Source organism: Actinoplanes subglobosus, from assembly GCF_042650585.1.
GTDB classification, from domain to species: domain Bacteria; phylum Actinomycetota; class Actinomycetes; order Mycobacteriales; family Micromonosporaceae; genus Actinoplanes; species Actinoplanes subglobosus.
Window position 1 is genome coordinate 300,008 of sequence record NZ_JBHSBL010000018.1, and the last position, 25,902, is coordinate 325,909.

The following is a 25,902-nucleotide window of genomic DNA, read 5'->3' on the forward strand; positions in this document are numbered from 1 at the left end:
AGGAACCACATGCGCGACCGCGCCCAGGCCCTGATGATCGACCTGGACGGCGTGCTGCGCCGCTGGGACCCGGCCCCGATGATCGCCGTCGAGGTCGGTTACGGCCTCAAGCCGGCCTCGTTGCTGGAGACGGCGATGTCGTGGGACATCTACCGGCCCGCGATGGCCGGTGAGATCACCGACGCCGAGTGGATGAAGCTGGTCGCCGACCGGCTGCCGCTGGAGGCGGAGCAGGCCACCACCGCCGTCGCCGAGTGGCAGTCCTACCGCGGCGAGGTCGACCCGGAGGTGCTCGCCTTCGTACGCGAGGTCCGGGCCGGCGGGCGCAAGGTCGCGATCGCCACCAACGCCACCGACCGGCTCCGTCCCGACCTGGACGCGCTCGGGCTCACCGGCGAGGTCGACCTGGTCCTCAGCTCCTGGGAGCTGAAGACGCACAAGCCGGCCCCGGAGTACTTCCAGCTGGCCTGTGAGCGGATCGGGGCGCTGCCCAAGCACGTCCTCTTCGTCGACGACGACGACCGGGTGATCCGTGGCGCGCGCTCGGCGGGGCTCTCCGGATACCGGTGGGCGGGACCGGAACACCTACCATATCTGCGCAAGGTTCTCGATCTACCGGTTTGATGCCACGTGCCGTGTCCGTGAGCTGACCGGGTGTCGCCTGTCCCCGAGGATATGAGTCGTGCCAGTGAGGCACGCTTTGTCTGAAGGGGATTGATATGTCTGCTGTGACCAGGATCGCCGTTGTCGCCGGCGGATGCGCGCTCGTCGCGGGCCTGGCGGCGTGCGCATCCACACAGAAGACCGACACACCTGCCGCCGCGCCGACGGCGACCGCCACGACCGCCGCCAGCGCCGCCGGCTCGGCTCCGGCTCCGGCGGCGTCGGCCACGCCCACGACGACCACCACGACCGGCACGGCGAGCGCGACGATCAGGGGTGAGCGGGAGTTCGCCTTCGTCGACAGCGCCGGCAAGACCCTGACCGTGGGCGCCGACGGCATCGCCGCCGCCACCGCCAAGCCCGGCGACCGCTCCCTGTTCGTCACCACGCCGCTCGCCCCCGGCTCGACCAGCTACCTGATGCAGACCGCCCGGATGATCGAGGGCGGCGAGCCGTGGTGCCTCCAGGTGCACAAGCCCGGCGGTACCTCGCCGCTGCAGCTGAAGATCGCCGCCTGTGACGCCGGTGAGAAGGACCAGGTCTTCACGTTCCCGAAGGCCACCGGCGGCAAGGGCCTCTACATCGAGGTGAACGGCCTCTACGCGCTCACCGACACGTCGGACGGCAAGGTGGTCGTCCAGGAGAGCGGCGAGGGCGACGCGATGAGCACCTTCACCGTGCAGGACAAGGGCAAGTCCACCCTGCCCCACCTCGGCGACTGACCGCGGACGCGCACCGGCCCCGGCGATCACGCCGGGGCCGGTCGTCGTGTCAGCGGCGGTAGTCGACCGCGACCACGTCGTGCAGGTCGCCCTCCTTGGTGGTGCCCTCGATCCGGGCGCTGGCCACCGTGCCGTCCAGCCGGAGCGTACCGACCGCGTTGCCGAAGTACGGCCCGGCCAGCTTCTTCCAGCGCAGCAGTGGCTTGCGCACCGACATGGTCAGGGCCAGTGCACGCACCGAGTGGACCACCCCCGGCCACCAGGCCACCCGCATCAGCGGCCGCAGTGGCAGCGGCACCTCGTTGTGGATCGGCGAGCAGGTCAACTGGTAGACCGGGGTCGCCATGGCGTGACCGAAGTCGGCGCGCGCCACATACGAGTGATGAACGTCACCGGAGAGCACGCTGATCGAGGCGGGAGCACGGTACGCCCCACCGGCACCGACCCGATGCCCGGGCGCCTCCGGACCGCCCTCGCCGAGCCGCCGGAACAGCTCACCCAGCGCCGCGAACGACTTGCCGAACGCGGCCCAGTGCTCCAGGTCGAAGGTCCGCCGCACCTTTTCACCGAACGCCGCCGACCGGGGCCGGTGCGACTCGGAGATCCGCTCGTTCCACGCCTCGAGGTAGTGGATGGCGGGTGGCATCAGCCACGGCAGCGACGAGCCGACGACCAGGTGGTCGTAGTCGCCGTGGGCCCGGTTGACGAACCAGTTCCACTCGGCGGCCGGCAGCATCGCCCGTGCGCCCGGCGTCAGCACCCGGTTGCAGCGGTTGTCCAGCACGATCAGCCGGGTTCGGCCGAGGTCCAGGGAGAAACTCCACTGGTACGGCACATCGGTGTTCTCTGCGGAGCCGGGCTCGTCCACCCGCAGCCCGAACTCGTGCAGCAGCTCGGTGGCGTCCTCGGCCTCCGACACCTTCCGGAACAGCGGGTCGGCGGCCAGCTCGTCCGGGCTCAGGTTGCCCAGGTGCTGATAGATCCAGTAGGAGGCCAGGCCGGCCGAGATCCGCTCCCGCCACCAGGACTGGGCGGCCATGTCGGAACGCCAGGACGCCGACGTGTTCCAGTCGTCGATCAGCTCGTGATCGTCGAAGATCATCACGCTCGGCACGGTGGAGAAGAGCCAGCGCACCTCCGGGTCACGCCACGACTCCAGGTAGAGCTTCGTGTACTCCTCGAAACCGACCACCTGATCGGCCGGGCCGTCGTGGCCGTTGCTCCGGCGGGCACGCAGGAAACGCCGCACCTTGGGCGAGGTCTCATCCGCATACACCTGGTCGCCGAGCAGGACCAGCAGGTCGGGACGGGTCTCCGGATCGGTCATCAGCCGCCGGGAGAACGCGTCGAGCGCGTCCGGTGGCAGCCAGCGGCCGCTCACCTGCGGGGTGCCCTTCCGGCAGGAGCCGAAGATCAGGCTGACCGGCTGGGCGGCGTCGTCGGTGGGGCGGGTGCTGATCACCGGAGGCGGGTACTCCGACTCGGCCTCCGGCCAGACCTGCCGGTCGTCGAGGAACAGCCGGTACGGGTTCGCCGAGTCGGGGGCGAGGCCCTCGACCGTCACCATCGCGTAGTGGTGGCCGTACGCCGAGAAGGTCCTGGTGGAACCGGCGCCCGCGCCGTCCACCTCGACCCGCGCCAGCGCCGGCGAGCTCGTCTCCAACCAGAGGGTGGCGCGGTCACCGTCGACCCTGCGCAGCACCGGTCCGATGAGTAGTTGCGCGGTCACCGGATGGCGCCGGGGTTGTGCCGCATCGGGGATCCTCCACGGGGGTTTCAAGGGGCGTCCCATCCTCCTTCAATCCGGCCCGGAATCGCCAGTGCACGGCCTCCGCCACGGCCGGACGGCTCATCTGTCAGGATTCGGGCATGGAATACGTGGTCGCCGCAGTGATCCTGCTCGTCGTCCTGCTCGTGGGCGCGGTCGGGCTGGTGGTGCCGAGGATGCGCCGCCGCGATCTCCCGCCGCCCCCCACGGCGCCCACGGTGCCGCCGGTGGAGGAGGAGATCCCGCCGCTCATCGAGCAGCCGGGCGCACCTCCCGCACCCGTCGTGGTGGAGGAGCCGCCCGCCCCGGTGGTGGTGGAGGAGGAGGAGCCGGCTCCCGTTCTGGAGAAGCCGGAGCCGTCGGCCGGCCGCCTGGTCCGGCTGCGGGCCCGGCTGGCCCGGTCGCAGAGCGTCCTCGGCCGTGGCCTGCTCAGCGTCCTCTCCCGGGACCACCTGGAGGAGGAGGACTGGGAGGAGATCGAGGAGAGCTTGATCTCCGCGGACGTCGGCATCGAGGCCACCCAGGTGATCGTCGAGCGGCTGCGCGAGCGGGTCCGCGTCCTCGGTACGCGTACGGTCGCCGAGGTCCGCGAGCAGCTGGTCGACGAGCTGGTCGCCGCTCTGGAGCCGGGTCTGGACCGCAGCCTGAGGACGGCACCGCACGACGGCCGTCCCGCCGTGGTGCTGGTCGTCGGGGTCAACGGCGCCGGCAAGACCACCACGTGCGGCAAGATCGGCCGGGTGCTGATCGGTGACGGCGGCAGCGTGCTCTTCGGCGCGGCCGACACCTTCCGGGCCGCCGCGGCCGATCAGATCCAGACCTGGGGCGAGCGGGTCGGCGCCGAGACCGTCCGTGGCCCGGAGGGGGGAGACCCGGCCAGCGTGGCGTTCGACGCGGTGAAACGGGGTATCGACACCGGCGTGGACACGGTGCTGATCGACACGGCCGGCCGCCTGCAGAACAAGGTCGGCCTGATGGACGAGCTGGGCAAGGTCAAGCGGGTGGTGGAGAAGCACGGCGCGGTCGACGAGACCCTGCTCGTGCTCGACGCGACGACCGGGCAGAACGGTCTGGAGCAGGCCCGGGTGTTCACCGAGGTGGTGGATGTCACGGGTGTGGTGCTGACCAAGCTGGACGGCACGGCCAAGGGCGGCATCGTCATCGCGGTGCAGCGCAAACTCGGGATCCCGGTCAAGCTGGTCGGTCTCGGCGAGGGTCCGGACGATCTGGCCCCGTTCGAGCCGAAGGCCTTCGTCGAGGCCCTTGTCGACGGCGACGCGTAGGCTCGCGGTCATGCAGTCTTTATCTGGGAGGCCGTGAGTGACGCAGGAGCCGCTGCGCGAGATACCGCTGCACGGTGGAAACGTCTCTACGGTCTCCCGGATCGGCGACACGGTCCGGCGCAACGCGGGGCCGTGGACGCCCGCCGTGCACGCCCTCCTGCTGCACCTGGAGCGGGTCGGGTTCACCGGCTCGCCGCACGCCCTCGGCATGGACGAGAAGGGCCGCGAGGTCCTCTCCTATCTGGACGGGGAGTGCGGGGAGTATCCGCTGGCCCCGCACTGGGTGACCGAGGAGGCGCTGGTCACCGTCGGCACCATGCTGCGGATGTTCCACGACGCGCAGTACGGTTTCGTCCCCCCGCCCGGCGCGGTGTGGCGCTCGTTCGGCCCGCCCCCGCCGGACACCGAGGTGATCTGTCACCACGACGCCGCCCCGCACAACGTGGTCTGGCGGCCCGACGGCACTCTGTCGCTCATCGATTTCGATCTGGCGTCGCCCGGCTCACGGCTCTACGACGTGGCCTATGCGGCGTGGACGTGGGTGCCGCTGTTCAGCGACCGGGACTCCTACACCCTCGGGTGGAAACGGCCCAACCGGCCCCGGCGCCTGCGGCTGTTCGCCGACGCGTACGGTTTGATTCCGCGTGACCGGCATCGCCTCGTCCGTACGATCCGGAAGAGGATCGTGGATCACGTCGAGGGCATCCGCCGGATGGCGGCGGCCGGCGACCCGGCGTTCGTCCGGATCGTGCACAAGGGCCACCTGCGGCGCCCGATGCGTGACCTGCGGCTGCTGGATTACGAGCGCCATACCCTTGAGTACGCGTTGCGCTGACCTGGCGTGAAAGCGCTGCGATCGGGGCGAAAGCGGCGATATCGTGGCAGCTCAGCGCCACTGCCCGTGCGGACTGTGAGGTTTTCTTCACACGTCGGAAACAACGCGTGACGTCTCGGAAATCGCGCGAAGACCGTGCTCGAAACAGCAGGCCGGAAAGCTTCGCGCCGAACCGGCCGACAGGCGGCGTTGCCCCAGGTCCGGTGTGTGAGGACACCTTATTCCGAGAGGAGGCAGCGTGGAGATCAACACCGGCAATACCGCCTGGTTGCTCCTGTCGTCTGCGCTCGTTTTGCTCATGACCCCCGGTCTGGCGCTGTTCTACGGTGGCCTCAACCGGTCCAAGGGCGTTCTGAACATGATGATGATGAGCTTCTCGTGCCTCGGGCTCATCAGCGTCCTGTGGGTTCTGTACGGCTTCAGCCTCGCCTTCGGGGTCAACGAGAGCTCCGGCCTGAACAACATCATCGGCAACTTCGACTACCTCGGTGCCGACGCGGCCAAGATCACCGAGGAGTGGCTGTTCTTCGGGGCCAACACCGGCATCCCGACCTACGCCTTCCTGGTCTTCCAGATGATGTTCGCGATCATCACGGTCGCCCTGATCAGCGGTGCGATCTCGGACCGGATGAAGTTCGGCGGCTGGGTGCTGTTCGCTCTCGGCTGGTTCACCCTGGTCTACATCCCGGTCGCCCACATGGTCTGGGGTGGCGGCTTCATCGGCACCACGATCCGGGCGCTCGACTTCGCCGGTGGTACCGCGGTCCACATCAACGCCGGTGCCGCGGCCCTCGCGCTGGTCCTGGTCCTCGGCAAGCGGATCGGCTGGCCGAAGGACAACATGCGGCCGCACAACGTGCCGTTCGTGGCCCTCGGCGCCGGTCTGCTGTGGTTCGGCTGGTTCGGCTTCAACGCCGGCTCCGAGCTGACCGTCGACGGCACCACCGTCATCGCGTTCATCAACACCCAGGTCGCCACCGGCGCCGCGCTCGTCGGCTGGGTCGCCGTCGAGTGGATCCGGGACCGTAAGCCGACCCTGGTCGGCGCCTCCTCCGGTGCGGTCGCCGGTCTGGTCGCCATCACCCCCGCCTGTGGTTTCGTCGAGCCGCTGCCGGCGGTCATCATCGGCCTGATCGCCGGTGTGCTCTGCGCCCTGGCCGTCGGCCTCAAGTACAAGCTCGGTTACGACGACTCGCTCGACGTGGTCGGCGTCCACTTCGTCGGCGGCTGGATCGGCTCCCTGGCGATCGGCTTCTTCGCCACCGACTCGGTCAACGCCGGCATCACCGACGAGAAGATCCTCAACGCCAGCAACGGTCTCTTCTACGGCGGCGGCGCCACTCAGCTGGTTCGCCAGTTCGAGGCCAGCGCCCTGGTCACCGTGTACTCCTTCGCTGTCGCCGCGATCCTGGCCTTCATCCTCAAGCTGATCAAGCTCGGCCGGGTCAGCGACGAGTCCGAGGTCGGCGGCATCGACATCTCGGCGCACGGCGAGACCGGCTACGACTTCACCCCGGCCTCCGGGGCCGGCGGGGGCGGCGCGTTCGCCCTGGCCGGTATCGGCAACAAGGAAACCGTTGACGCTGACGGCAAGGCTTCCGTCAGCCAGAAGGTCTCCAGCTAGATTCCCCCGATGGCTGCAATGGAAGGACTGAGCATGAAGCTGGTGACCGCGGTCATCAAGCCGTACCAGCTCGACACGGTGAAGGAGGCTCTGCACGCTCTGGGCGTCGCCGGGCTGACCGTGAGCGAGGTGCAGGGATACGGCCGGCAGAAGGGCCACACCGAGGTGTACCGGGGTGCCGAGTACACCGTCGAGTTCCTGCCGAAGATCAAGGTCGAGGTGCTGACCGACGAGATCGACGTCGAGAAGATCGTCGACGCCGTCGTCACCGCCTCGCGGACCGGCAAGATCGGTGACGGCAAGGTCTGGGTGACCTCGGTGGACGAGGTCGTCCGGGTCCGGACCGGCGAGCGCGGCCTCGACGCCCTCTGATCCCATGACGAACCCGTTGAGTGAGCCGCCGGCCCCGCCCGCACGTCCGGCGGCGGGCGGCTCGCTCGACGACCTCAAGCACCACATCGGCGCCGCCGCCCGCGGCGAGCGGGCGTCGGCGCTCGACCTCTGGCTCCGACAGCTCTTCCCGTCCCACCTGCCCGGCGTCAGCCTGATCGCGGTCGGTGGGCTCGGCCGGCGCGACTGCGCCCCCTACAGCGACCTCGACCTGGTGCTGGTGCACAACGGCACCGCCGGGATCGACCGGATCGCCTCCGCTCTGTGGTACCCGATCTGGGACGCCCGCCTCGGGCTGGACCACTCCGTGCGTACCCTCCCCGAGGCTCTGTCCGTCGCCCACGACGACGTGAAGGTCTCCCTCGGCCTGCTCGACGCCCGGCACCTGGCCGGTGACGCCACCCTCTCCGCCGAGCTGATCGCCGCCGTCTCCGACCAGTGGCGCCGCACCGCGGTCCGGTTGATGCCCCAGCTGCGCGAGCTCACCACCAGCCGCTGGACCCAGCACGGCGAGCTCGCGTTCCTGCTCGAGGGCGACGTCAAGGAGGCCTGCGGCGGTCTCCGGGACGTGACCCTGCTGCGTGGCATCGGCCGCGCCGGTATCGCCGACACGATGCGCCCCGCCGTGCGGGCGGCCACCCTGCGCCTGCTCGACACCCGGGACGCCCTGCACCTGGCCGTCGGCCGCCGGGTGGACCGGCTCGTCGCCCAGGAGCGCAAGGCCGTCGCCGACCTCCTCGACATCGACGAGCCGGACAATCTGCTGCGGCGGGTGGCGGGCGACGCCCGTACCGTCGCCCATGCCGTGGACGACGCCTGGCGTGCCATCGACCGCCTGCGCGGCGGGCGCCGCCGCGGAGGCCCGTCCGCCCCGCCGAGCCGCCGTCCGGTCGCCCGCGACGTCGTCGAGCAGGACGGCGAGCTGGTGCTGGCCCGCGCCGCGATCGGCCCGGTCCCGGACCCCAGCCTCTCGCTGCGGGTCGCTGCCGCCGCCGCCATCACCCAGCTGCCGATCGCCCGGGCCACCTGCGAGTGGCTGGCCGCGTTCTGCCCGCCGCTGCCGACCCCCTGGCCGCCCGCCGCCCGCGCCGCGCTGGTCTCGCTCCTCGGCTCCGGCCCCGGTCTGCTGCCCACCTGGGAGACCTGCGACCGGTACGGCCTGATCGACGCGTGGCTGCCCGAGTGGGCCCGGATGCGCAGTCTCCCGCAGCACCACCCGATCCACCGCTACACCCTCGACCGTCACCTGGTGCAGGCCGCGTACGAGGCCACCGCGTTCGCCCGCGAGGTGGACCGCCCCGACCTGCTGCTGATCGGCGCCTTCCTGCACGACGTCGGCAAGGGCCTGCCCGGTGACCACAGCATCGTCGGCGCCCCGATCGCCGCCGACATCGCCACCCGGATCGGCCTGCGCCCGGCCGACGTCGCCACCGTCGAGAAGATGGTGCTGCTGCACCTGCTGCTGCCGGACGTGGCGACCCGCCGTGACCTGAGCGACCCGAAGACCATCTCCACCGTGGCCGAGAAGGTCGGCGACACCCATACGCTGCACCTGCTGCACGCGCTGGCCCGCGCCGACTCGCTGGCCACCGGCCCGGCCGCCTGGTCGGACTGGAAGGGCCGGCTGATGGCCGAGCTGGTCACCAAGGTGGACACGGCGCTCGACACCGGCGCCCTGCCCGAGCCGCCCGAGCCCGACCCGGAGCTGCTCGACGGCGTGCTGCCGGTGGTGCATCTGGACGGCGACCGGGTGGCGGTGGCCGCCGCCGACCGGCGCGGGCTGCTCGCCGGGGTGGCCGCGTGCCTGGCCATGCACCGGCTCGACGTGGTCGCCGCCGACACGATCACCGTGGACGGGCGGGCCATCGTCGAGTTCTCCACCTCGCCTCGGTACGGGTCGCCGTACGATCCGGTCGCTCTCGCCGCCGACCTGCGGAGAGTCGGCGCCGGGGACGTCTCGGTGACCCAGCGGGTCCGCGCCCGGGCGATGAGCGCGCGCGGCGGGACCGCCTCGCCCCGGGTGGTGTGGCAGCGTGACGTGGCGACCGACGCGGTGGTGCTCGAACTGCGTGCCGCGGACTCGCCCGGCCTGCTCTACCGCGTGACACACGCCCTCGACGAGGCCGGCGCGGAGATCCGGGCGGCCCGGATCTCCACCCTCGGCAGCGATGTCGTCGACGCGTTTTACCTGGTCGGGGCTTGGGCCTCGGCTGACGAGCGGAAACGGGTGGAGGCCGCCGTCCTCGCCGCCGTCTAGCGTCACCCGACCGTCGCGCCCGCGTTGATCCGGAAGGACATTGCCGGGTACGGACGGAGAGCCGATGGCTGAGGCGCAGCCGGTCGCGTTGCTGGACGATCACATCGCCCTCGCCGGCGCCGGGGCGGAGGTGTCGCTGCCGAACACGGCGATGCGCAACCGCTCGGTCGCCGCCCGGCGGGTGCTGGCCAGGGCCGCCGGAATCGACCTGGACGAGGTTCTGGAGGCGGCCCGCAAGGGGGACACCCGCCGGATCCGGCGGCCGGTCGACCCGGTGCTGCTGGCCGGGCTGGCGCAGACCATCGCCCTGCAGGACGAGCTGCCCGGCGACCGGGACGACGCTCTGGCCCTGTACGCGCTGATCCGTACCGGACGCGGGGCCCGTGCGCTGCCACCGGCGCATCAGGCCCTGCACGTCCAGCTGGTCTACGCCTGGCAGGGGCCGGCCAACGCGCGGCAGCTGCTCGGGGCGTACCGGCGGATCCCGGCGGCGGCCCGGTCGTCGCTGGAGATCGACCTGGACAATCCGTTCGCCGGCGGGCCGGTGGAGCCCGAGGACTGGCTGGCCCGGTTCGGGGCGCTGTTCCCGGCGCCCGCGCCGATGCTGGTGGCCGCCCCCGAGAAGACGCCGTTCGACCGGCTCACCGGTTCCGCGGGACACCCCGCCGAGACGGCCGGTGAGCGGGTGTCGGTGGTCGTCACCGCGTACCGCCCGGGGGAGGGCCTGCTCACCGCGGTCCGGTCGATCGCCGCGCAGTCCTGGCCGGACCTGGAGATCATCCTGGTGGACGACGCGTCGCCGCCGGAGCACGACGCGATCCTGGCCGCCGCCGAGGACCTCGATCCGCGGGTGCGGCTGATCCGGATGCCGGCCAACGGCGGCACCTACGCGGCCCGCAACGCCGGGCTCGCGGCGGCCCGCGGCGACTTCGTCACCTTCCAGGACTCCGACGACTGGTCCCATCCGCGGCGGATCGAGCTCCAGGTGCAGCCGATGCTCACCGACACGGCGGTGGCCGCCACCACCTCCGAGGGCATCAGCGTCACCGACCAGCTGGTGATGACCCGTCCCGGCATCCGGCGCGGCCGGGTCAACGTGTCGTCGCTGATGTTCCGGCGGGAGGCGGTGATCCGGCGGATCGGCTGGTTCGACGGCGTGCGCAAGGCGGCCGACTCCGAGTTCCTGGAGAGGATCCAGACCGCCTTCGGCACCGCCGCGGTACGCCGTATCCCACGGACACTGGCATTGATCAGGCTCTCCGAGGGCTCACTGTCACGGTCCGAGATCCGTGCCTACTGGATGCATCCGGCGCGGACCGCGTACATGTCGGCCTACCGGTGCTGGCACGCCTCGACCCGGCCGCTGCACCGGGAGCGGGCCGGCCACCCGTTCGTCACCCCGGCCCACCTGAGCGGCACGTCCGGGCCCCGCCGTTTCGACGTGGTGGTCGCGGCCGACTGGCGGTTCCTCACCGGGACGCAGCGGTCGGCGCTCGCCGAGATCCGGGCTCTGCGCGAGGCCGGGCATTCGGTGGCGATCCTGCACCTGGAGTCGCTGCGCTCGGTGCACCGGCAGCGGCGGTCGCTCAGCGACGGAGTCCAGCGGCTGATCAACACCGGACAGCTGGAGCAGGTGCTGGAGACCGACGACGTCACCGCCGGCGTGGTGCTGGTCCGGCAGCCCGAGGTGCTCCAGTTCGCCCCCGAGGACGGCTGTTCGGTCCGGGCGGGGCGGGTGCTGATCGTCGCGGACCGGGCACCGGCTCGCCTGGACGGCACCGGTCGGCGGTACACCGTGACGGCGGTGTCGGATGCGGCGGAACGCCTGTTCGGAGCGCCGCCGGTATGGGCGCCTTCCGACCTGCCGGCGGTTGCCCAGCCCGTGGACGTCGCCCGGCCGCTGCCCCGTGGACAGGCTGTCGTCGGCATCGACCTGTGCGACGCCGGCGAGTGGCCCGGTGACCTGGCCGCCGTCCTCGACGTGCCCCGCCGGTGCACCGACGCCGACGTGCGGCTGCGGCTGCCGGAAACCCCGCTGCGCCCGTCCGGCCTGCCCGCGCACTGGCTGGTCTACGAGCCGTCCGACCTGGACCCGCGGACCTTCACCGCCCAGCTCGACTTCTACCTGCACTTCCCTCCGGAACAGACGGCCGAGCCACTCTCCCGGCCGGCCCTGGAGGCGGCCGCGACCGGTTGCGTCGTCCTCGTACCGGAACGGTTCGCCGGAGCGTTCGGCGACACCGCCGTGGCGTGCCGGCCGGACGAGGTCCCGGCCCTGGTCCGGCGGTTCCGGGACGACCCCGCCCGATATGCGGAACAGAGCCGGCTGGCCCGTACCGCCGTCGCCCGCGACCACCGCCCGTCGGCGTTCGCCGATCGGATCGCCGCCCTCCTCCCCACGGGAGCGCCGGCGCCCGCACAGCGCGTGCCGTAACGAGGCCGGTCCCGGCCCCGTTACCCCGTCGGAATCTGCAACACGAGGAGTCCCGCATGAGCAAACTGAGCCGAATCCGCCGGAGGCTGCCCCGCCTCACCGGGGCGCAGGCCGTGGTGATGTCGGCCGCCGGCATCCTCTGCGCCGGCGCCGCGGCCACCGCCCTCACCGGGCAGACCGGGATCGCCACCGCCCTGCTCGCCCTGCTCGGCGGGATCATCCTGGCCGGGCTCCTGTTGCTGTTCCGTCGGCTGGCCCGGGTGCAGAAGGCCGGGCTGGCCGCTCAGCGCGACCTGCGGACCACCGTCGAGGAGATGCAGCGCCGCCTGGTCGCCGCCGTCGAACGGGAACGCCTCACCGCCGGCGACCGGCACCTGGAACTGGCCGAGGCCATCGCCCGGGTCAAGCAGGTCACCGACCGCAAGGCCGCCTCCGCGCAGGTCCTCGGCCTGCCCCGGGAGTTCGAGGCCACCGTGCAGCTCTTCCAGGGCTTCACGCCACGGGCCCCGATGCCGTCGTCCGGCGACTTCGCGCTCAACCCGACCGACCTGCTCGAACTGCTGCACCTGATCCGCGTCCGGCAGCCCCGTCTCGTCCTGGAGCTGGGTAGCGGCACGTCGTCGGTGTGGATCTCCTACGCCCTGGAGAAGTCCGGCGGCCGCCTGGTCTCCCTCGACCATGACGGTGGTTACGCGGCGCGGACCCGCGCGGCGCTCGCCGCACATGGCCTCTCCGGCATCGCGGAGGTACGGGACGCGCCGCTCACCCCGTGCGGCATCGACGGGCGCGACTACCCGTGGTACGACCCGGAGGCGCTCGCCGACCTGCACGACATCGACTTCGTCCTGATCGACGGCCCGCCAGCGGCGACCGGGGCGGACGCCCGTTACCCGGCCATGCACATGATCGAGAAGCGGCTCGCGGACCGGGCCACCATCGTGTTCGACGACGCCGGCCGCGCCGACGAGCAGGCCGCTATGGCCGCATGGACCGAGCGGTTCACCGGCCTGACCCGTGAGGGCGAACTGCTCGGCCGGCACGCGGTGCTGGCGTTCGCCCGGCCGCCGGCGATGGCTGCCGCCCGCGCCTGATGACGGTCACGCTGCCCCGGCGCCGCAGCCGGCCGGCCCGGGGCACGGCGCCGACCGCCCATCGGGCGGACATCGAAGGGCTGCGGGCCGTCGCGGTGCTGCTCGTGGTCCTGGCCCACGCCGGTGTGCCGGGTCTGGCCGGTGGGTTCATCGGCGTCGACGTCTTCTTCGTGATCTCCGGCTTCCTGATCACCGGGCTGCTGCGGCGCGAGTACGCCACGACCGGGCGGGTCCGGCTGGCCCGGTTCTACGCCCGGCGGGCGGTCCGGCTGCTGCCGCTGGCCACCCTGGTGATCGTGGTGGCCCTGGCCGGCGCCTGGTATCTGGCCCCGCCGACCCGGTTCGCCGCCTACGCCGGGGACGCCGTCGCGGCCGCCACCTACACGATGAACGTGCGGCTCGACACGACCGGAACCGACTACTTCGGTGACCCCGCACCGTCACCGTTCCAGCATTTCTGGTCGCTCGCCGTGGAGGAGCAGTTCTACCTGCTCTGGCCGCTGCTGGTGGCCCGGGGACGGATCGCGCCGCTGCTCATGGTGGCGGTCACGCTCGGATCGTTCGCCTGGGGCATGCAGGGCACCTCGTACTTCGGCACCCCCGGCCGGGCCTGGGAACTCGGCGCCGGCGCGCTCCTCGCCCTCGTCGTCACCCGCCGCCGCCCGTGGCTCGGCTGGGCCGGGCTCGCCGCCATCGGCGCGGCCGCCGTCCTCTACGACGAGACCACCCCGTTCCCCGGGACCGCGGCGCTGCTGCCGGTCCTCGGTGCCCTCGCGGTCATCGCGGCCGGCGGCAACCGGCTCCTGGCCACCGGGCCGATGGGCTGGCTGGGGCGGATGTCCTACGGCTGGTACCTGTGGCACTGGCCGCTCCTGCTCCTCGCCCCGCCCGGCCCGGCCGCACGGATCGTGGTCGCCGTCGCGGCGCTGGGGCTCGCCGTCGTCAGCCATCACCTGCTGGAGAATCCGGTGCGGCATCATCGTGTGTGGACCGTACGCCCCCGCCGTGGCCTGCTCCTCGGTCTCGGCCTCTCCGCCTCGGCCGCCGCACTGGCCGCCTTCGGCATGCTGCACCCGCCGGAGATCCCGGCCCGCGGGGTCGCACCCGACGCCGGGCGCACCATCGCCGCCGCACAGAACCCGGCCGCCGCCCTCGAACGGATGCTCACGGCCGGGGTCACCGCCACCGATCTGCCCCGCAACCTGCGCCCCACCTTCGAGAAGGCGGCCACCCAGCGGGTCGCGCCGCAGCTCGACGGCTGTCACGTCGGGCTCACCGGCCCGTTCCGGCCGAAGAGCGACTGCTCCTACACCGCCGGCGGGCGGGTGGTCGTCCTCTTCGGTGACTCGCACGCCCTCCAGTGGTATCCGGCCATGGAGAGCCTCGCCCGCAAGAACGGGTGGCGGCTCTACAGCTTCACCCGCAGCTCGTGCAGCCCCGCGCAGATCGCCCTCGACGAGCGCCGGGCACAGGCCCGCTACCTGGAATGCGACGCGTGGCGGACACAGGTCGTCGCCCGGATCAGCCGGCTGCGGCCCGACCTGCTGGTCGTCTCGTCCAGCGTCAACTACCGCCAGGTGCTGAGCGGGAAGCCCACCGCCCCCGACGCCGTGTGGCAGACCGGCTGGGTCCGCACGTTCACCGTGCTCAAGCGGTTCGCCGGGAACGTCCGGCTGATCGCCGACACGCCGTTCCTCACCGTCGCTCCGGCCGACTGCCTCAGCACCAACCCCACGGCCATCTCCCGGTGCGCGGCGCCCCGGGCCGACGTGCTGCCCGAACCCCGCTGGCGCGAACAGTTGCGGGCCATCTCGGTCGCCTCCGGGGTACCGGTGATCGACCCGGTGCCATGGCTGTGCACGACCCGGTGTCCGCTCGTGGTCGGGGACACACTCATCTACCGCGACAGCAACCATTTGACGGAGGCGTACGCCCGCCTGGTCGCTCCTCTCCTGGAGGTCCGGCTGCGGTGACCGGGAAAGTGAGCGCGCCCCCGCCGTGGGGTGACGGCGGGGGCGCGCATATCGCGGTGCGGGGGCACCGCGCGGGCCGGGAGGGGGTTCCGGCCCGTGCCTGTCGGATCTCTCAGAAGCCGAAATCCTGGGTGTAGTAGGCGGTGCCGCCCGCCGAGTAGGCGGCGCCCACACCGATCGTCTTGAACTTGCAGTTCAGGATGTTCGCGCGGTGTCCCGGGCTCTTCATCCAGCCGGTCATCACCTCGGTGGCCGACCGGTAGCCCCAGGCGATGTTCTCGCCGCCCGGCTTCTTGTAGCCGGCCGCCTTGAGGCGCGCCGAGAAGTTCGACCCGCCGGAACCGGTGTGGCTGAACGTGCCGGTCCGCGCCATCCACCCGCTGTGGGCGCGGGCCGCCTTGGTGATCTTCGAGTCGACCGTGAGGGCCCCGCAGCCGTGCGACTTGCGCTGCACGTTGGTCAGCTTCGCGATGTCGGCCTGCAACGTCGTGACCGGCGTGGCTGCCTGGGCCGGCGTCGCGAGCAAGGTCACGGCGGCGGCGGGGGCGAGAGCGGCCAGGGCGAGGCGGCGGAACATCGAGCGCAAGAGAGACCCTTCCGGAGTACGGCGCCCGGCTGCACCGCCGGGCTCACCGTTCTCTTCGGCCCGCTCTCCTCCCGCTGGAATGCCGAACAGGTGCCGCTTCGTCGCTGTCGAGTTGCCGACCACCCTTGTCGAGGGACGATCGATGGCCGCGCGCCAGAGACCCGACTAGCCTCTTAGCCAAGTGGCGAGTCGGGCGGGTTGATGTCAGCGGAAGCGGTGCATTACAACATGCACGAGGCCAAGACCCATCTATCGCGCATCATCGAGCGCGTCGAACGTGGCGAGGAGATCATCATCGACCGGGCGGGTACGCCGGTGGCTCGGCTCGTGCCGTTGGTGCGGAAGGCCCGGCGGACCGGATACGGCTCACTCGCCGGCCAGGTCGACCTCTCCGGTGACTGGGATTCGCCGGAGACCAACGCCGAGATCGCCAAGGACTTCGGGATCGGCGCATGACGCTACTGCTCGACACCCATGTCCCGCTGTGGTTCATCACGGGAGATCCGGCTCTCACCGCGGATCTCGTTGACCGGCTGCTGGTGGCGCGGGCGATCGTCGAGGGGCTCACGCTCGTCACGAGAGATGCCTCGATCGCGCAGTACGACGTGGCTCTGCTCAAGGCCTGACGGAACCACCGTTCGTCAGGAGCCGCCGGCCGGGAGTGGGGGCAGGACCTGGCCGGAGGCGGCGATGATCTCGCCGGTGATGGCCTCGCCGGTCGGGGCCGGGGGCGTCAGCAACTCGTCGATCGCCTCGACGTAGCGGGTGTGCGGGTGGTTCTCCTGGACGAAGGCCAGGCCGCGCCGGCTCTGGGCCAGCAGCGCCGCCGGGTCACGGTGCAGGGCGGTGACCACGGCTGTGACCTCGTCGGGTTCGGCGTAGACGGCCGCGTCACCGAACGCCGCCGCGTAACGGGGTGGCAGCACCGGGACGCAGCCGGCCGCCATGGCGATCAGGACCTCGGGGCAGGTGGCCGGTAGCCGGTCGTCGGCCGGCAGGTGCAGGTAGAAGTCGAGCTGGTGCAGGAATCCGCGGGTGTCCAGGTCGGACGGGCGGTAGACGAGCCAGCCGTGCGGCACCGCCGGGGCCGGCTCGTTGCGGTCCAGGACGCGCACGTCCAGGCCGGGTGACGTGCCGGCGCGCAGCCGCTGCCATTCGGCCGGGCCGCCGGCGCAGATGCGGCCGATCACCGGGCGGTCGGCGCGCGGGCCGGAGCGGTGCAGCCGCCAGCGCCGCAGGTTGACGGTGCCGGGCAGGTCGGTGGTGGTGAGGCGGGTGCCGATCGGGCCGTCGGCGAGGGTGGCGCGGGCGGCGGGGTCGGCGGGCGCCCAGTGCGGTTCGACACCGAACAGGCGACGGGCCTCGGCGGCACAGTGCGCGGCCGCCGGCGTCCAGGGCGGGTCGGCGGCGATGACGATCCGGGCGCAGCGGATGCCGGACGGTACGCCGGGCGCGAACCCGAGGATCTCCGGGTCGTGCACCAGGATCAGCCTGGTGTGCACGTCGTCGGCCAGGACCACCTGGTCGATCGCCCCGTCGTTGATCATCTGCTGGAGCGCGGGATCCAGCCGGGCGGGTTTCCCGGCGACGCTGCCGAGCGTGTTCAGGTGCAGGACCGCGACGGCCCGGCCGGGACCGGTGAGGGCCCGGAGGCGTTCGGCGACCGGCCAGGCGGTGTCGCCATGGGCGTTCCAGTCGCCGGCCAGGATCACGTCGTAGGAGGCGCGGCGCAGGCCGGCGTCACCGGCCAGGCCGCGGGGCGCGGCGAACGGCCGCCGCTGCGGCGAGCGGGGGCGTACGGCGGACTCCTGACCGGCGGCGACCCGGGTGTGCCAGGCCTGGAAGGCGGAGAGGTACGCGTGCCGCGCCGGATGCATCCAGCCGGGCCCGATGTCGGATCCGGACAGCGACCCGGGGGTGAGCCGGATCAGGGCGAGTGGCTCGCCACCGAGATGACGGACGGCGGGCCGGCCGAAGACGGCGCGGGCCCGTTCCACGTACTCGGCGTCGGCGCCCTTGCGGACCGGGTCGAGGTAGCCGAGCCGGTCGAGGGCGGTCTCCCGGCGGATCATCAGGGACGACAGGTTGTACGACCGGAACTCGGTGAACCCGGGCCGGGTGACCACGAGGTCCTCGGTGACCCGGATGGCCGATGACGTGGTGGCGACCACCGCCGGGTCGGCGAGCAGCGGGGCGGCCTGACGCTCCAGGCGCAGCGGATGCGACCAGTCGTCGGAGTCCTGGAAGGTGACGAACTCGCCGCTCGCGATGTCCAGCCCGGCGTTGCGGGCCCGGTAGGTGCCGCCGTTGGAGGGGATCCGGACGATCCGTACCCGCGGGTCGAGGGCCGCCGTCTGGTCCAGGATCGACTCGTAGCCGGCGCCGCTCCCGTCGTCGACGACCAGGATCTCGTGGTTGGTCCAGCTCTGCGCGACGAGCGAGCGGACCGCGGTGACCAGTCCCGGTCCGGGCCGGTAGGTGGTGACGATCGTGGTGATCCGGTGCGGTGACCCGTGCCGGGCGGCGGGTGCGGACCGGATCCGGTCGAAGCCGGTGATGTCGGTGGGCGCCAGCGTGAGCCCGGCCGCCGGCAGCAGGGCGGTGAACCGGTCCGGCCACTCGTCCTTGGTCGCCATGTCGACGGCGAGCGCCTCCCGGATCGGTTCCGCCACCGACGGGTAGTCGGCGAGCAGTTTCGCGACCCGGACCGGGTCGGCGGCCGCGAACGCGATCTGCGCGTGCAGGCCCTGGTGCCCGGGCGCCACCCCGGCCGGGCCGAACGTGCGCAGCAGCGAGTCGAACAGGGCCAGCGCGTCGGAACGGTCGCCCGGGAAGAGGTCCTGGAGCGCGATCACCCGGGCGAGCTCGCCGAGTGCCCAGGCGTCGGCGTCCGGGAACAGCCGGCCCTCGCGGGCGGCGGCGACCAGTTCGTCGGCGGGGCGGCGGGCGGCGGCGTGGGCGAGCAGCGTACGGGCCCCGGCCGACCGGTTGTGCAGGGCGGCGGTGGCGGGACCGGTGGGTGCCACCGTGGTCAGGTCCCGCCAGTATCGTTCCAGCAGCTCTGTGCCGTACGCGTCCGGTGTGGTGTGCTGCCTGCGCATGGCCCCCCTCGACTGTCGGGAGGATCAACGCTCCGGGGCCGGGGTGCGTGACGCGGGGTGTGCACGGTTCGTTGACCTGACCATGACCGCGACCGTCCACGACGTGGCGATCCTCTCGGACTTCCGCTATCCGGGCGGCACGTCGGCCAGCATCGCCGCGGAGGTCCGCGCCCAGGCCCGGGCCGGCCTGACCACCGTGCTCGTGCACGTGCGGTCGCCGCATCTGAAGAAGGACCGCCCGTTCCATCCGCTGATCACCGAGCTGATCCGGGACGGGTCGGCGTACCTGGCCGCCGAGGGCGAGGAGGCCACCGCGAAGCTGCTGGTGGTCCGGCAGCCCCGGATCTTCACCGAGGACCCGGCGACCCGGCCGCCGGTGCGGGCCGGGCGGGCGGTGATGGTCCTCAACCAGGCGCCGGGCGACGCCGGGGACCCGGCCCGCTACTACGACTTCGCCGAGGTCCGGCAGCGGGTGGAGGGCCTGTTCGGCGCCGGCATCGAGTGGGCGCCGATCAGCCCGCAGGTACGCGCCGAGGTGCTCCGCGCCGACCCGGGCGCGACCCTGACCGCCGTGGACTGGCACGAGATCATCGACGGCGCCGGCTGGTGGCGGGAGCGCCCGGCCCGTACCGGCCCCGCGGTGATCGGCCGGCACGGCCGCCCCGATCCGGTGAAGTGGCCGCGGACCCGTCAGGAGCTGCTCCAGGCCTACCCGGACGTCCCGGACGTGCGGGTGCGGGTGCTCGGCGGCGGTGAGCTGGCCGTCGAACGGCTCGGCCGCAAGCCGGCGAACTGGGAGATCATCGAGTTCGGCACGGTCGAGCCGGCCGACTTCCTGCACGGGCTGGACTTCTTCGTCTACTTCCACGACCCGGACCTGATCGAGGCGTTCGGCCGGACGATCATGGAGGCGATGGCGGCGGGCGTCCCGGTGATCGTCGGCGAGCACTTCCGGCCGATCTTCGCCGACGCGGCGCTCTACACCACGCCGGCCGGTGTGCTGCCGCTGGTCCGGGAACTGCACGCGGACCGCGAACGGTACCGGGCGGTCTCGCTGCACGGGCGGGAGTTCATCGAGTCCCGGTACGGCTACGCCTCCCACCTGACCCGCCTGGCCGCCCGTGGCATCCGCCCGGACGCCCCACCGCCCCCGGCACTGCTACCGCCCCGCCCGGCCCGGCCGAAGGGGGTGCTGCTGGTCAGCGACAACGGTGTCGGACTGGGGCACCTGTCCCGGCTGATGGCGATCGGCCGGCGCCTGCCCGCGGACACCCCGGCCGTGGTCGCCACCCAGTCGCACGGCGCGATGGTCGCGCACCGGGAGGGTTTCCTCACCGAGTACATCCCGTCCCGCAGTGTGCTCGGCCTGCCCCGGCACGCGTGGACGGAGCTGTTGCGCAGCCGTCTCGAACACCTGATCGACCTGCACCGCCCGTCCGTCGTGGCGGTCGACAGCGTCCCGCACGACGGCATCGTCGCCGCCGCCCGAGCGCGGCCGGACACCACCTGGGTGTGGGTGCGCCGGCCGATGTGGCGGCGCGGCACCGGCGCCGAGTGGATCGAGCGGCGATCGGCGTTCCAGCACGTCCTGGAGCCGGGGGAGTTCGCCGCGGCCGCCGACGAGGGCCCGACCGTCGACGACCGGGACGGCGTGTTCCCGGTCCGGCCGATCACCTATCTGGACGCCGCCGAGCTGGTCGAGCCGGACGAGGCGCGCGTCGCCCTGGACCTGGTGCCGGGCCGCCCGGCCGCGCTGCTGCAGCTCGGCGCCGGGAACATCAACGACATCGCGTCGCCGGTCGCCCGGATCGCCCGGCACCTGCGCGGCGCCGGCTTCCAGGTGGTGCTGGCCGAGTCGGCGATCGCCACCGATCCGATGCCGCCGGTGGCCGGGGCCCATGTGGTCCGGGTCTACCCGATCAGTCGATACCTGCGCGGATTCGACCTGGTGGTGAGCGCGTCGGGTTACAACTCGTTCCATGAGCTGATCGCCTTCGGGATCCCCGCGGTGTTCGTGCCGAACCGGGAGACCGCCCTGGACGACCAGGTCAGCCGGGCCCGCTTCGCCGCGGCCGCCGGCGCCGCCCTGATCGTCGAGGACCCGGACGGCGACGACCTGGACCGGGTCCTGGCCCGGGCGGTGCGGGCCGACGTCCGCGACGCGCTGAGGAGCCGCTGCGCGGAGGTGGCGCCCGGAAACGGGGCCACCGACGCCGCGGACTGGCTGACCGCTCTCACGTGAGGAGGACGTGATGCCCGACGAAGGCGAGATGCAGTCCCTGGTGGTGCGCCTGCGCACGGTCGAGCAGGAGAGGGACGCCTGGCGGTCCCGCTGCGACGGCCTGACCGGGGAACGCGACGAGGAACGGGAGACGGCCCGTCGTCTGCGCGGCAGTGGGTCGTACCGGCTGGGCCGTGGCCTGGTTACGCTGGCCCGGGACCCGCTGCGGCTGATGCGCCGGATGGGCCGCAACGCCGGTCCGGTCCGCCGCCGTACGGTCAAGCGGCCGCAGCAGGCCCGGCTGTACGTGGCGATCGGTCTCGACCTGGACCGGCTCCGCGAGTTCACCCAGACGGTCCGCCGGCGGGTGCTCGTCGAACCCGACCACCGGGCCGTCATCCTCACCGACAACCCGGAGTTCTCGTTGCTGCGCCGGTCCGGGCTGGTCCTGGAGTACCTGCCGGACCGGCACACCTGGGAGCGGCACCGGCCGGACCACCCGTGGGACGTGGTGCTCTCCGAACGGCTGTCCCGCCTCTTCGCCGAGCACGACGCGACCGATGTGGTGTTCGTCGACCCGGAGCGGCCGCCGACACTGCCGGAGATGCTGGACACATCCCCGCCGGGGCGCACGTCGTTGCAGCAGTCATGACGGCTCAAACCGTGACGATCCCGGCGGCACGTCCCCCCGAGGTCGCGGAGCGGCCGGAGCGGGCACGGCTGTGGGGCCACGTCGCCCGGCGCTGCGTGCTCGTCCCGGCGATCGTCCTGACCCCGTTGCTCGCCGTGGCACCCTCCCGCGACCACCGGTTCAACGTCTACTGGCACGGCGGGCTGTTCCGGGACGACCCGTCCGCGATCGTCACGCACACCATCGCCAGCGGCGACGCCTACCTGCGGCTGGGCAACTTCCGGCCGCTCGGCCGGATGCTGGAGAAGAGCCTCGACCTGCTCGCCTTCACCGGCATGCAGCAGCTCGGCCTGCCCGCGACGGTGATGCTGCGGGCCGTCTCGATCCTCGCCGCGATCGGCCTCACCCTGGCCGTCGTCGTCTTCGCCGAGAGCGTCCTCCACCGCGGCCGGCTGATCGGCGGCACCCCGTCGACCGTGGCGATGTTGCTGCCCTTCGCCGTCGGCGCCGGGTTCGTCGCCGCCGGGCAGGACAGCACCACGATCCTCTTCGGCGGGCTCTACTTCAGCACCGCCGCGATCGTCCTGCTGGTCGCGGCCGCGGCCTGCCGCCTCGACCGGCTCCGCTGGTGGAACGCCGTCCTCGCGGTCACCGCCGGGGCCGCCCTGGCCGTCTTCAACGAGCCCGCCTACTTCGCCGTGCCCCTCGCCACGGCCGCCGTCCTGCTCCGTGGCCGGTTCGTGCTCGGTATCAGCCCGTCCGGCCTGCTCACCTCACCCGGGACGCGGTTCGCCGGCCTGCTCTGGGCCGGGTTCCTGCCGGTCTTCGGCACGGTCCGGTGGATCATCCGGGGCTTCTGTGCCGGCGGAGGCTGCTACCAGGGGTCGGATCTCGTCGTCGACGCGAGGTCGGTGCTGCTGCTGCCGGTCCGGATGACCGCGTGGCTGCCGCCGCTGCAATGGCGGGCGGCGACCGGCAGCACCGACGGGGCCTGGCTGCGTGGTGTGGTTCCGGTCGTGGCGTTCCTGCTGATCGCGGGGCTCGCCGTGCGTACCGCCGGAGCTTTGAAAGGAGCCGCACGCCCGGACCGCCGTGCGCTGACCGGTCTCGCCGCCGTCGCCCTCGTGGTCCTCGCCTGCGGCGCCCTGCTCGCCACGCTCAGCGTCGCCGTCCGTGCCGCGATGAGCGGCGCGGAACTCTGGGAACAGGGCTGGCGCGACTCGGCGCTCACCGTCCCCGGCGGCATGCTGCTCGCCGTCGCGCTGCTGCTGCTCACCGGACGCCGCGCCCCGGCCGTGATCCTGGCCGCGCTGATGCTCTGTGGTGCCGTCTCGGCCACCGCCAACCGCGCCTACGCCGACGCCACCGCGACCCTCAAGACCGCCCAGCTGGACAACCGGATCGCCGCGGCGATGGGTGGCTTCGAACGGACCCGGGCCGGGAACACCCGCCGCTGTGCGCTCCTCGACGAGGCGCTCCAGACCAACCGGCACAAACCGTTCCTCCAGAACCGCTACACCGACTCGCTGGACCTGGCCGCCCGCACCATGGCCGGCGTCCCGTTCTGCGCACGGACGGCGGTCCGATGATCTCGGTGGTCGCTCCCATCTACAACGAGGGCCCGGGCGTCGACCGGTTCGTTGCCCGCATCGCCGAAGTGCTCGACGACGCCGGCGTCGAACACGAGGTGGTCCTCGTCGACGACGGCTCGGCCGACGACTCCTGGTCGCGGATCGCCCGCCTGGCGCTCGTCGACCCGCGGGTCCGCGGGCTGCGGCTGTCCCGCAACTTCGGCAAGGAGGCCGCCCTGCTCGCCGGCCTCGAACACGCGGCCGGCGACGCCGTGGTGATCATCGACTCCGACCTCCAGCACCCGCCGTCGGTCATCCCGGCGATGGTCCGGCGCTGGCAGGAGGGCGCCCAGGTGGTCGAGGCGGTCAAACGCAACCGGACCGGCCAGTCACTCGGCAACCGGCTCGGCTCCCGGCTGTTCAACCGCACCTTCACCCGGTTCACCGGCGTGGACCTGGTCGACGCCACCGACTTCCGGCTCCTCGGCCGCCCCGCCGTCGACGCGCTGCGCCGGATGCCCGAACACTCGTCGTTCTTCCGCGGCACCAGCAGCTGGATCGGCTTCACCCGGGCCACCGTCGAGATCGACATCGACCACCGGGAGGGCGGCGCGTCCCGCTGGACCGTACGCGGCCTGTGCCGCCTCGCCGTCAACGGCCTGACCTCGTTCACCTCGGCGCCGTTGCACATGGTGACGCTCGCCGGCTTCGGGTTCGCCGCGTTCGCCGTCGTCCTCGGCGTGCAGACCCTGGTCCGGTGGATGAGCGGCGGCTCGGTCGCCGGCTTCACCACCGTCATCCTGCTGCTGCTGGTGACCGGGACGTTCGTCCTCATCGGCCTCGGCGTCATCGGCGAGTACCTGGCCCGCATCCACGAGGAGGTCCGCGGCCGCCCGCGATACCTGATCCAGGAACGCGCCGAATCCGCCGTCCCCGAACGCTGGGTGGTCGAACAGCGTGCCGAACGCTGAGACCGTCACCCGGATCGTCCGCTACGCGGTGAGTGGCGTCCTCAGCGCACTCACCCATCTCACCGTCGGGCTCGGTGCGTCGGTGCTGTTCGGGTTCCCCCCGGTGCCGGCGTCCACGGTCGGGTTCGGCGCCAGCGTCGGCGTCTCCTACCTGCTGCAGCGCGCCTGGGTCTTTCGATCGGGGGCGGCACACACGGTCACCGGGCCGCGGTTCCTCACCGTCACGGCGGCGGCCTTCGGCCTCAACACCGCGATCCTGTGGACGGGGGCGTCGCTGCTGGGTGCGCCCTATGCGGTGGCCCAGGGCGTGGCGATCCTGCTCATCCCCGGGCTCAACTACCTGCTCAACTCGCGATGGACCTTTTATTCCGGTACGGCTACGCGGCGTGATCGTAACTGTCGGCGCGAGGTGGCTGCCCGCTCACGGCCGGCAGCGCGACCGCCGGTCTGAAGGCGGTGGTCCGGCGTCGCCCCCGCGGGGGAGGGGGCGACGGGACGGGAGGATCAGAGGCGGTGGGCCTCGCGGACCGTGGTGACGCCGCGGGTGTCGAAGAAGCGCTTCGCGATGCGGGCCAGGTGGTCCGGGTCGTATTCGCGGTGGTTCTGGACGAGGATCACCAGGTCGGCGGAGGCGGCCGCGCCCTCCAGGTCGTCGGTGCGGGAGACCGGGACGCCGTCGAGTTCCCAGGTGGTCACGTGCGGGTCGTGGTAGGCGACCGTCGCGCCCAGGGCGGCCAGCTGGCGGGCCAGCGGGGCGGCCGGGGACTCGCGCTGGTCGGCGATGTTGGCCTTGTAGGTGATGCCCAGCAGCAGGACGGTGGCGCCGCGGACCGCGTGGCCGTCGGCGTTGAGCAGGTTCTGGGCGCGGCGGGCGACGTACGCCGGCATCGTCGTGTTGATCTCCTGGGCCAGCTCGACGAAACGGAACGGGTAGCCGAGCTTGCTGCGGACGTTGTGCGAGAGGTAATTCGGGTCGATCGGGATGCAGTGGCCGCCGACACCGGGTCCGGGGTAGAACGCCTGGAAACCGAAGGGCTTCGTGGACGCCGCGTGGATCACGTCCCACAGGTCGATGTCGAGTTCGTGGCAGAACCGGGCCATCTCGTTGACCAGCGCGATGTTGACGTGCCGGTACGTGTTCTCGAGCAGTTTCGCGGTCTCCGCCTCCCGGGTCGAGCGGGTCCGCACCACCGTCTCGACGAACCGGCCGTAGAACGCCTCGGCCCGGTCGGTGCAGGCCGGGGTGTAGCCGCCGACCACCTTCGGGGTGTTGTGCGCGCCGTACACCTCGTTTCCCGGGTCGATCCGCTCCGGGGAGAACGCCAGGTGGAAGTCGATGCCGGCGGTCAGCCCGGAGAGCTGTTCGAGACGCGGCCGGACCTCCTCGTCGGTGGTGCCGGGGTAGGTCGTGGACTCCAGCACGACGAGCATGCCGGGCCGCAGGTTGCGGCCGATCGCCGAGGTGGCGCCCAGCACCGCCCGCAGGTCGGGCCCGTCGCCCTCGGCCAGCGGCGTCGGCACGCAGATGACGGCGGTCCGGGCCTGCCCGATCAGCGCCTCGTCGGAGGTCGGCACGAAACCGCCGGCCAGCATCTTCTCCACGTCGGTGTCGCTCAGGTCGTCCACGTGGGACCGGCCGTCGCCGAGTGCGGCGACGACGGTCTCGTCGATGTCGAAACCGAGGACCGACATGCCGGCCCGGATCGCCTGCTGCGCCAGTGGCAGACCGACATACCCGAGGCCGAGGATGACGACGTCGTAGCTCAAGGGAGTCTCCTTCG

21 protein-coding genes are annotated in these 25,902 nt (G+C 72.3%); 17 read left to right on the forward strand and 4 right to left on the reverse strand.

Annotated elements, in window-relative coordinates; genetic code table 11:
• Nucleotides 1-9 precede the first annotated feature (9 nt).
• The gene (locus ACFO0C_RS23255; RefSeq protein ID WP_378068769.1) at nt 10-624 is read left to right on the forward strand and encodes an HAD family hydrolase; all 615 of its coding nucleotides are present in this window, start codon (nt 10-12) and stop codon (nt 622-624) included.
• A gap of 95 nt (nt 625-719) precedes the next feature.
• Nucleotides 720-1,385 (forward strand): hypothetical protein, encoded by a 666-nt coding sequence (locus ACFO0C_RS23260; RefSeq protein ID WP_378068770.1) that lies wholly within the window; start codon nt 720-722, stop codon nt 1,383-1,385.
• A gap of 49 nt (nt 1,386-1,434) precedes the next feature.
• Here ACFO0C_RS23260 and ACFO0C_RS23265 read toward each other — a convergent pair whose 3' ends face one another.
• Complete coding sequence (locus tag ACFO0C_RS23265) at nt 1,435-3,114, reverse strand: alkaline phosphatase D family protein (protein ID WP_378068771.1); 1,680 nt, start codon at nt 3,112-3,114, stop codon at nt 1,435-1,437.
• A 140-nt stretch (nt 3,115-3,254) separates the two neighbouring features.
• Here ACFO0C_RS23265 and ftsY point away from each other — a divergent pair, with 140 nt between their 5' ends.
• The 8 genes from ftsY to ACFO0C_RS23305 all read left to right on the forward strand — a co-directional run bounded on the left by ftsY (nt 3,255) and on the right by ACFO0C_RS23305 (nt 15,040).
• Nucleotides 3,255-4,436, forward strand: coding sequence for a signal recognition particle-docking protein FtsY (ftsY, locus tag ACFO0C_RS23270; RefSeq protein WP_378068772.1), 1,182 nt, complete (start codon nt 3,255-3,257; stop codon nt 4,434-4,436).
• A 37-nt stretch (nt 4,437-4,473) separates the two neighbouring features.
• Complete coding sequence (locus ACFO0C_RS23275) at nt 4,474-5,271, forward strand: aminoglycoside phosphotransferase family protein (RefSeq protein ID WP_378068773.1); 798 nt, start codon at nt 4,474-4,476, stop codon at nt 5,269-5,271.
• A 238-nt stretch (nt 5,272-5,509) separates the two neighbouring features.
• Nucleotides 5,510-6,895, forward strand: a complete 1,386-nt coding sequence (locus tag ACFO0C_RS23280) for an ammonium transporter (RefSeq protein ID WP_378068774.1) — start codon at nt 5,510-5,512, stop codon at nt 6,893-6,895.
• A 33-nt stretch (nt 6,896-6,928) separates the two neighbouring features.
• Nucleotides 6,929-7,267: a P-II family nitrogen regulator gene (locus tag ACFO0C_RS23285; protein ID WP_378069128.1), complete on the forward strand. Its 339-nt coding sequence runs from the start codon at nt 6,929-6,931 to the stop codon at nt 7,265-7,267.
• A gap of 4 nt (nt 7,268-7,271) precedes the next feature.
• Nucleotides 7,272-9,542, forward strand: a complete 2,271-nt coding sequence (locus ACFO0C_RS23290; protein WP_378068775.1) for a [protein-PII] uridylyltransferase — start codon at nt 7,272-7,274, stop codon at nt 9,540-9,542.
• 64 nt (nt 9,543-9,606) lie between these two features.
• Complete coding sequence (locus tag ACFO0C_RS23295) at nt 9,607-11,976, forward strand: glycosyltransferase (RefSeq protein WP_378068776.1); 2,370 nt, start codon at nt 9,607-9,609, stop codon at nt 11,974-11,976.
• A 56-nt stretch (nt 11,977-12,032) separates the two neighbouring features.
• Complete coding sequence (locus tag ACFO0C_RS23300) at nt 12,033-13,067, forward strand: class I SAM-dependent methyltransferase (RefSeq protein ID WP_378068777.1); 1,035 nt, start codon at nt 12,033-12,035, stop codon at nt 13,065-13,067.
• Complete coding sequence (locus tag ACFO0C_RS23305; protein ID WP_378068778.1) at nt 13,067-15,040, forward strand: acyltransferase family protein; 1,974 nt, start codon at nt 13,067-13,069, stop codon at nt 15,038-15,040. The genes ACFO0C_RS23300 and ACFO0C_RS23305 overlap by 1 nt, the downstream gene beginning before the upstream one ends.
• Nucleotides 15,041-15,152: 112 nt before the next feature.
• Here the strand turns inward: ACFO0C_RS23305 and ACFO0C_RS23310 are convergent, their stop codons facing one another.
• Complete coding sequence (locus tag ACFO0C_RS23310; RefSeq protein ID WP_378068779.1) at nt 15,153-15,617, reverse strand: CAP domain-containing protein; 465 nt, start codon at nt 15,615-15,617, stop codon at nt 15,153-15,155.
• Nucleotides 15,618-15,827: 210 nt separating this feature from the next.
• Between ACFO0C_RS23310 and ACFO0C_RS23315 the strand changes: the two genes are divergently transcribed.
• Nucleotides 15,828-16,082, forward strand: coding sequence for a type II toxin-antitoxin system Phd/YefM family antitoxin (locus tag ACFO0C_RS23315; RefSeq protein WP_378068780.1), 255 nt, complete (start codon nt 15,828-15,830; stop codon nt 16,080-16,082).
• A complete protein-coding gene (locus ACFO0C_RS23320; protein ID WP_378068781.1) occupies nt 16,079-16,252 on the forward strand; it encodes a hypothetical protein in 174 nt (57 codons plus the stop codon). The genes ACFO0C_RS23315 and ACFO0C_RS23320 overlap by 4 nt, the downstream gene beginning before the upstream one ends.
• A gap of 15 nt (nt 16,253-16,267) precedes the next feature.
• On the opposite strand, the gene ACFO0C_RS23325 is transcribed toward ACFO0C_RS23320, so the two are convergent.
• On the reverse strand, nt 16,268-18,727 hold the full coding sequence (locus ACFO0C_RS23325; RefSeq protein WP_378068782.1) for a glycosyltransferase: 2,460 nt from the start codon (nt 18,725-18,727) through the stop codon (nt 16,268-16,270).
• A gap of 82 nt (nt 18,728-18,809) precedes the next feature.
• Between ACFO0C_RS23325 and ACFO0C_RS23330 the strand changes: the two genes are divergently transcribed.
• The 5 genes from ACFO0C_RS23330 to ACFO0C_RS23350 are packed head-to-tail and all read left to right on the forward strand — an operon-like array spanning nt 18,810 to nt 24,572.
• A complete protein-coding gene (locus tag ACFO0C_RS23330) occupies nt 18,810-20,969 on the forward strand; it encodes a glycosyltransferase (RefSeq protein WP_378068783.1) in 2,160 nt (719 codons plus the stop codon).
• A gap of 10 nt (nt 20,970-20,979) precedes the next feature.
• Nucleotides 20,980-21,600 carry a hypothetical protein gene (locus tag ACFO0C_RS23335; RefSeq protein WP_378068784.1) on the forward strand — a complete coding sequence of 207 codons (621 nt, stop codon included), beginning with the start codon at nt 20,980-20,982 and terminating at the stop codon, nt 21,598-21,600.
• The gene (locus ACFO0C_RS23340) at nt 21,597-23,168 is read left to right on the forward strand and encodes a hypothetical protein (RefSeq protein WP_378068785.1); all 1,572 of its coding nucleotides are present in this window, start codon (nt 21,597-21,599) and stop codon (nt 23,166-23,168) included. Before ACFO0C_RS23335 ends, ACFO0C_RS23340 begins: the two co-directional genes overlap by 4 nt.
• Nucleotides 23,165-24,121 carry a glycosyltransferase family 2 protein gene (locus tag ACFO0C_RS23345; protein ID WP_378068786.1) on the forward strand — a complete coding sequence of 319 codons (957 nt, stop codon included), beginning with the start codon at nt 23,165-23,167 and terminating at the stop codon, nt 24,119-24,121. Before ACFO0C_RS23340 ends, ACFO0C_RS23345 begins: the two co-directional genes overlap by 4 nt.
• The gene (locus tag ACFO0C_RS23350) at nt 24,108-24,572 is read left to right on the forward strand and encodes a GtrA family protein (protein ID WP_378068787.1); all 465 of its coding nucleotides are present in this window, start codon (nt 24,108-24,110) and stop codon (nt 24,570-24,572) included. The genes ACFO0C_RS23345 and ACFO0C_RS23350 overlap by 14 nt, the downstream gene beginning before the upstream one ends.
• A gap of 53 nt (nt 24,573-24,625) precedes the next feature.
• Here ACFO0C_RS23350 and ACFO0C_RS23355 read toward each other — a convergent pair whose 3' ends face one another.
• Nucleotides 24,626-25,888, reverse strand: a complete 1,263-nt coding sequence (locus tag ACFO0C_RS23355; protein WP_378068788.1) for a nucleotide sugar dehydrogenase — start codon at nt 25,886-25,888, stop codon at nt 24,626-24,628.
• Nucleotides 25,889-25,902: the final 14 nt, after the last annotated feature.

What these genes read in the sequence shown, in the direction of transcription:
- ACFO0C_RS23295 (WP_378068776.1), top strand. Translation starts at nt 9,607, where the DNA reads ATGGCTGAGGCGCAGCCGGTCGCGTTGCTGGACGATCACATCGCCCTC.
- ACFO0C_RS23320 (WP_378068781.1), top strand. Translation starts at nt 16,079, where the DNA reads ATGACGCTACTGCTCGACACCCATGTCCCGCTGTGGTTCATCACGGGA.
- ACFO0C_RS23335 (WP_378068784.1), top strand. Translation starts at nt 20,980, where the DNA reads ATGCCCGACGAAGGCGAGATGCAGTCCCTGGTGGTGCGCCTGCGCACG.
- ACFO0C_RS23315 (WP_378068780.1), top strand. Translation starts at nt 15,828, where the DNA reads ATGTCAGCGGAAGCGGTGCATTACAACATGCACGAGGCCAAGACCCAT.
- ACFO0C_RS23345 (WP_378068786.1), top strand. Translation starts at nt 23,165, where the DNA reads ATGATCTCGGTGGTCGCTCCCATCTACAACGAGGGCCCGGGCGTCGAC.
- ACFO0C_RS23290 (WP_378068775.1), top strand. Translation starts at nt 7,272, where the DNA reads ATGACGAACCCGTTGAGTGAGCCGCCGGCCCCGCCCGCACGTCCGGCG.
- ftsY (WP_378068772.1), top strand. Translation starts at nt 3,255, where the DNA reads ATGGAATACGTGGTCGCCGCAGTGATCCTGCTCGTCGTCCTGCTCGTG.
- ACFO0C_RS23285 (WP_378069128.1), top strand. Translation starts at nt 6,929, where the DNA reads ATGAAGCTGGTGACCGCGGTCATCAAGCCGTACCAGCTCGACACGGTG.
- ACFO0C_RS23300 (WP_378068777.1), top strand. Translation starts at nt 12,033, where the DNA reads ATGAGCAAACTGAGCCGAATCCGCCGGAGGCTGCCCCGCCTCACCGGG.
- ACFO0C_RS23305 (WP_378068778.1), top strand. Translation starts at nt 13,067, where the DNA reads ATGACGGTCACGCTGCCCCGGCGCCGCAGCCGGCCGGCCCGGGGCACG.
- ACFO0C_RS23260 (WP_378068770.1), top strand. Translation starts at nt 720, where the DNA reads ATGTCTGCTGTGACCAGGATCGCCGTTGTCGCCGGCGGATGCGCGCTC.
- ACFO0C_RS23340 (WP_378068785.1), top strand. Translation starts at nt 21,597, where the DNA reads ATGACGGCTCAAACCGTGACGATCCCGGCGGCACGTCCCCCCGAGGTC.
- ACFO0C_RS23310 (WP_378068779.1), bottom strand. Translation starts at nt 15,617, where the DNA reads ATGTTCCGCCGCCTCGCCCTGGCCGCTCTCGCCCCCGCCGCCGCCGTG.
- ACFO0C_RS23255 (WP_378068769.1), top strand. Translation starts at nt 10, where the DNA reads ATGCGCGACCGCGCCCAGGCCCTGATGATCGACCTGGACGGCGTGCTG.
- ACFO0C_RS23325 (WP_378068782.1), bottom strand. Translation starts at nt 18,727, where the DNA reads ATGCGCAGGCAGCACACCACACCGGACGCGTACGGCACAGAGCTGCTG.
- ACFO0C_RS23330 (WP_378068783.1), top strand. Translation starts at nt 18,810, where the DNA reads ATGACCGCGACCGTCCACGACGTGGCGATCCTCTCGGACTTCCGCTAT.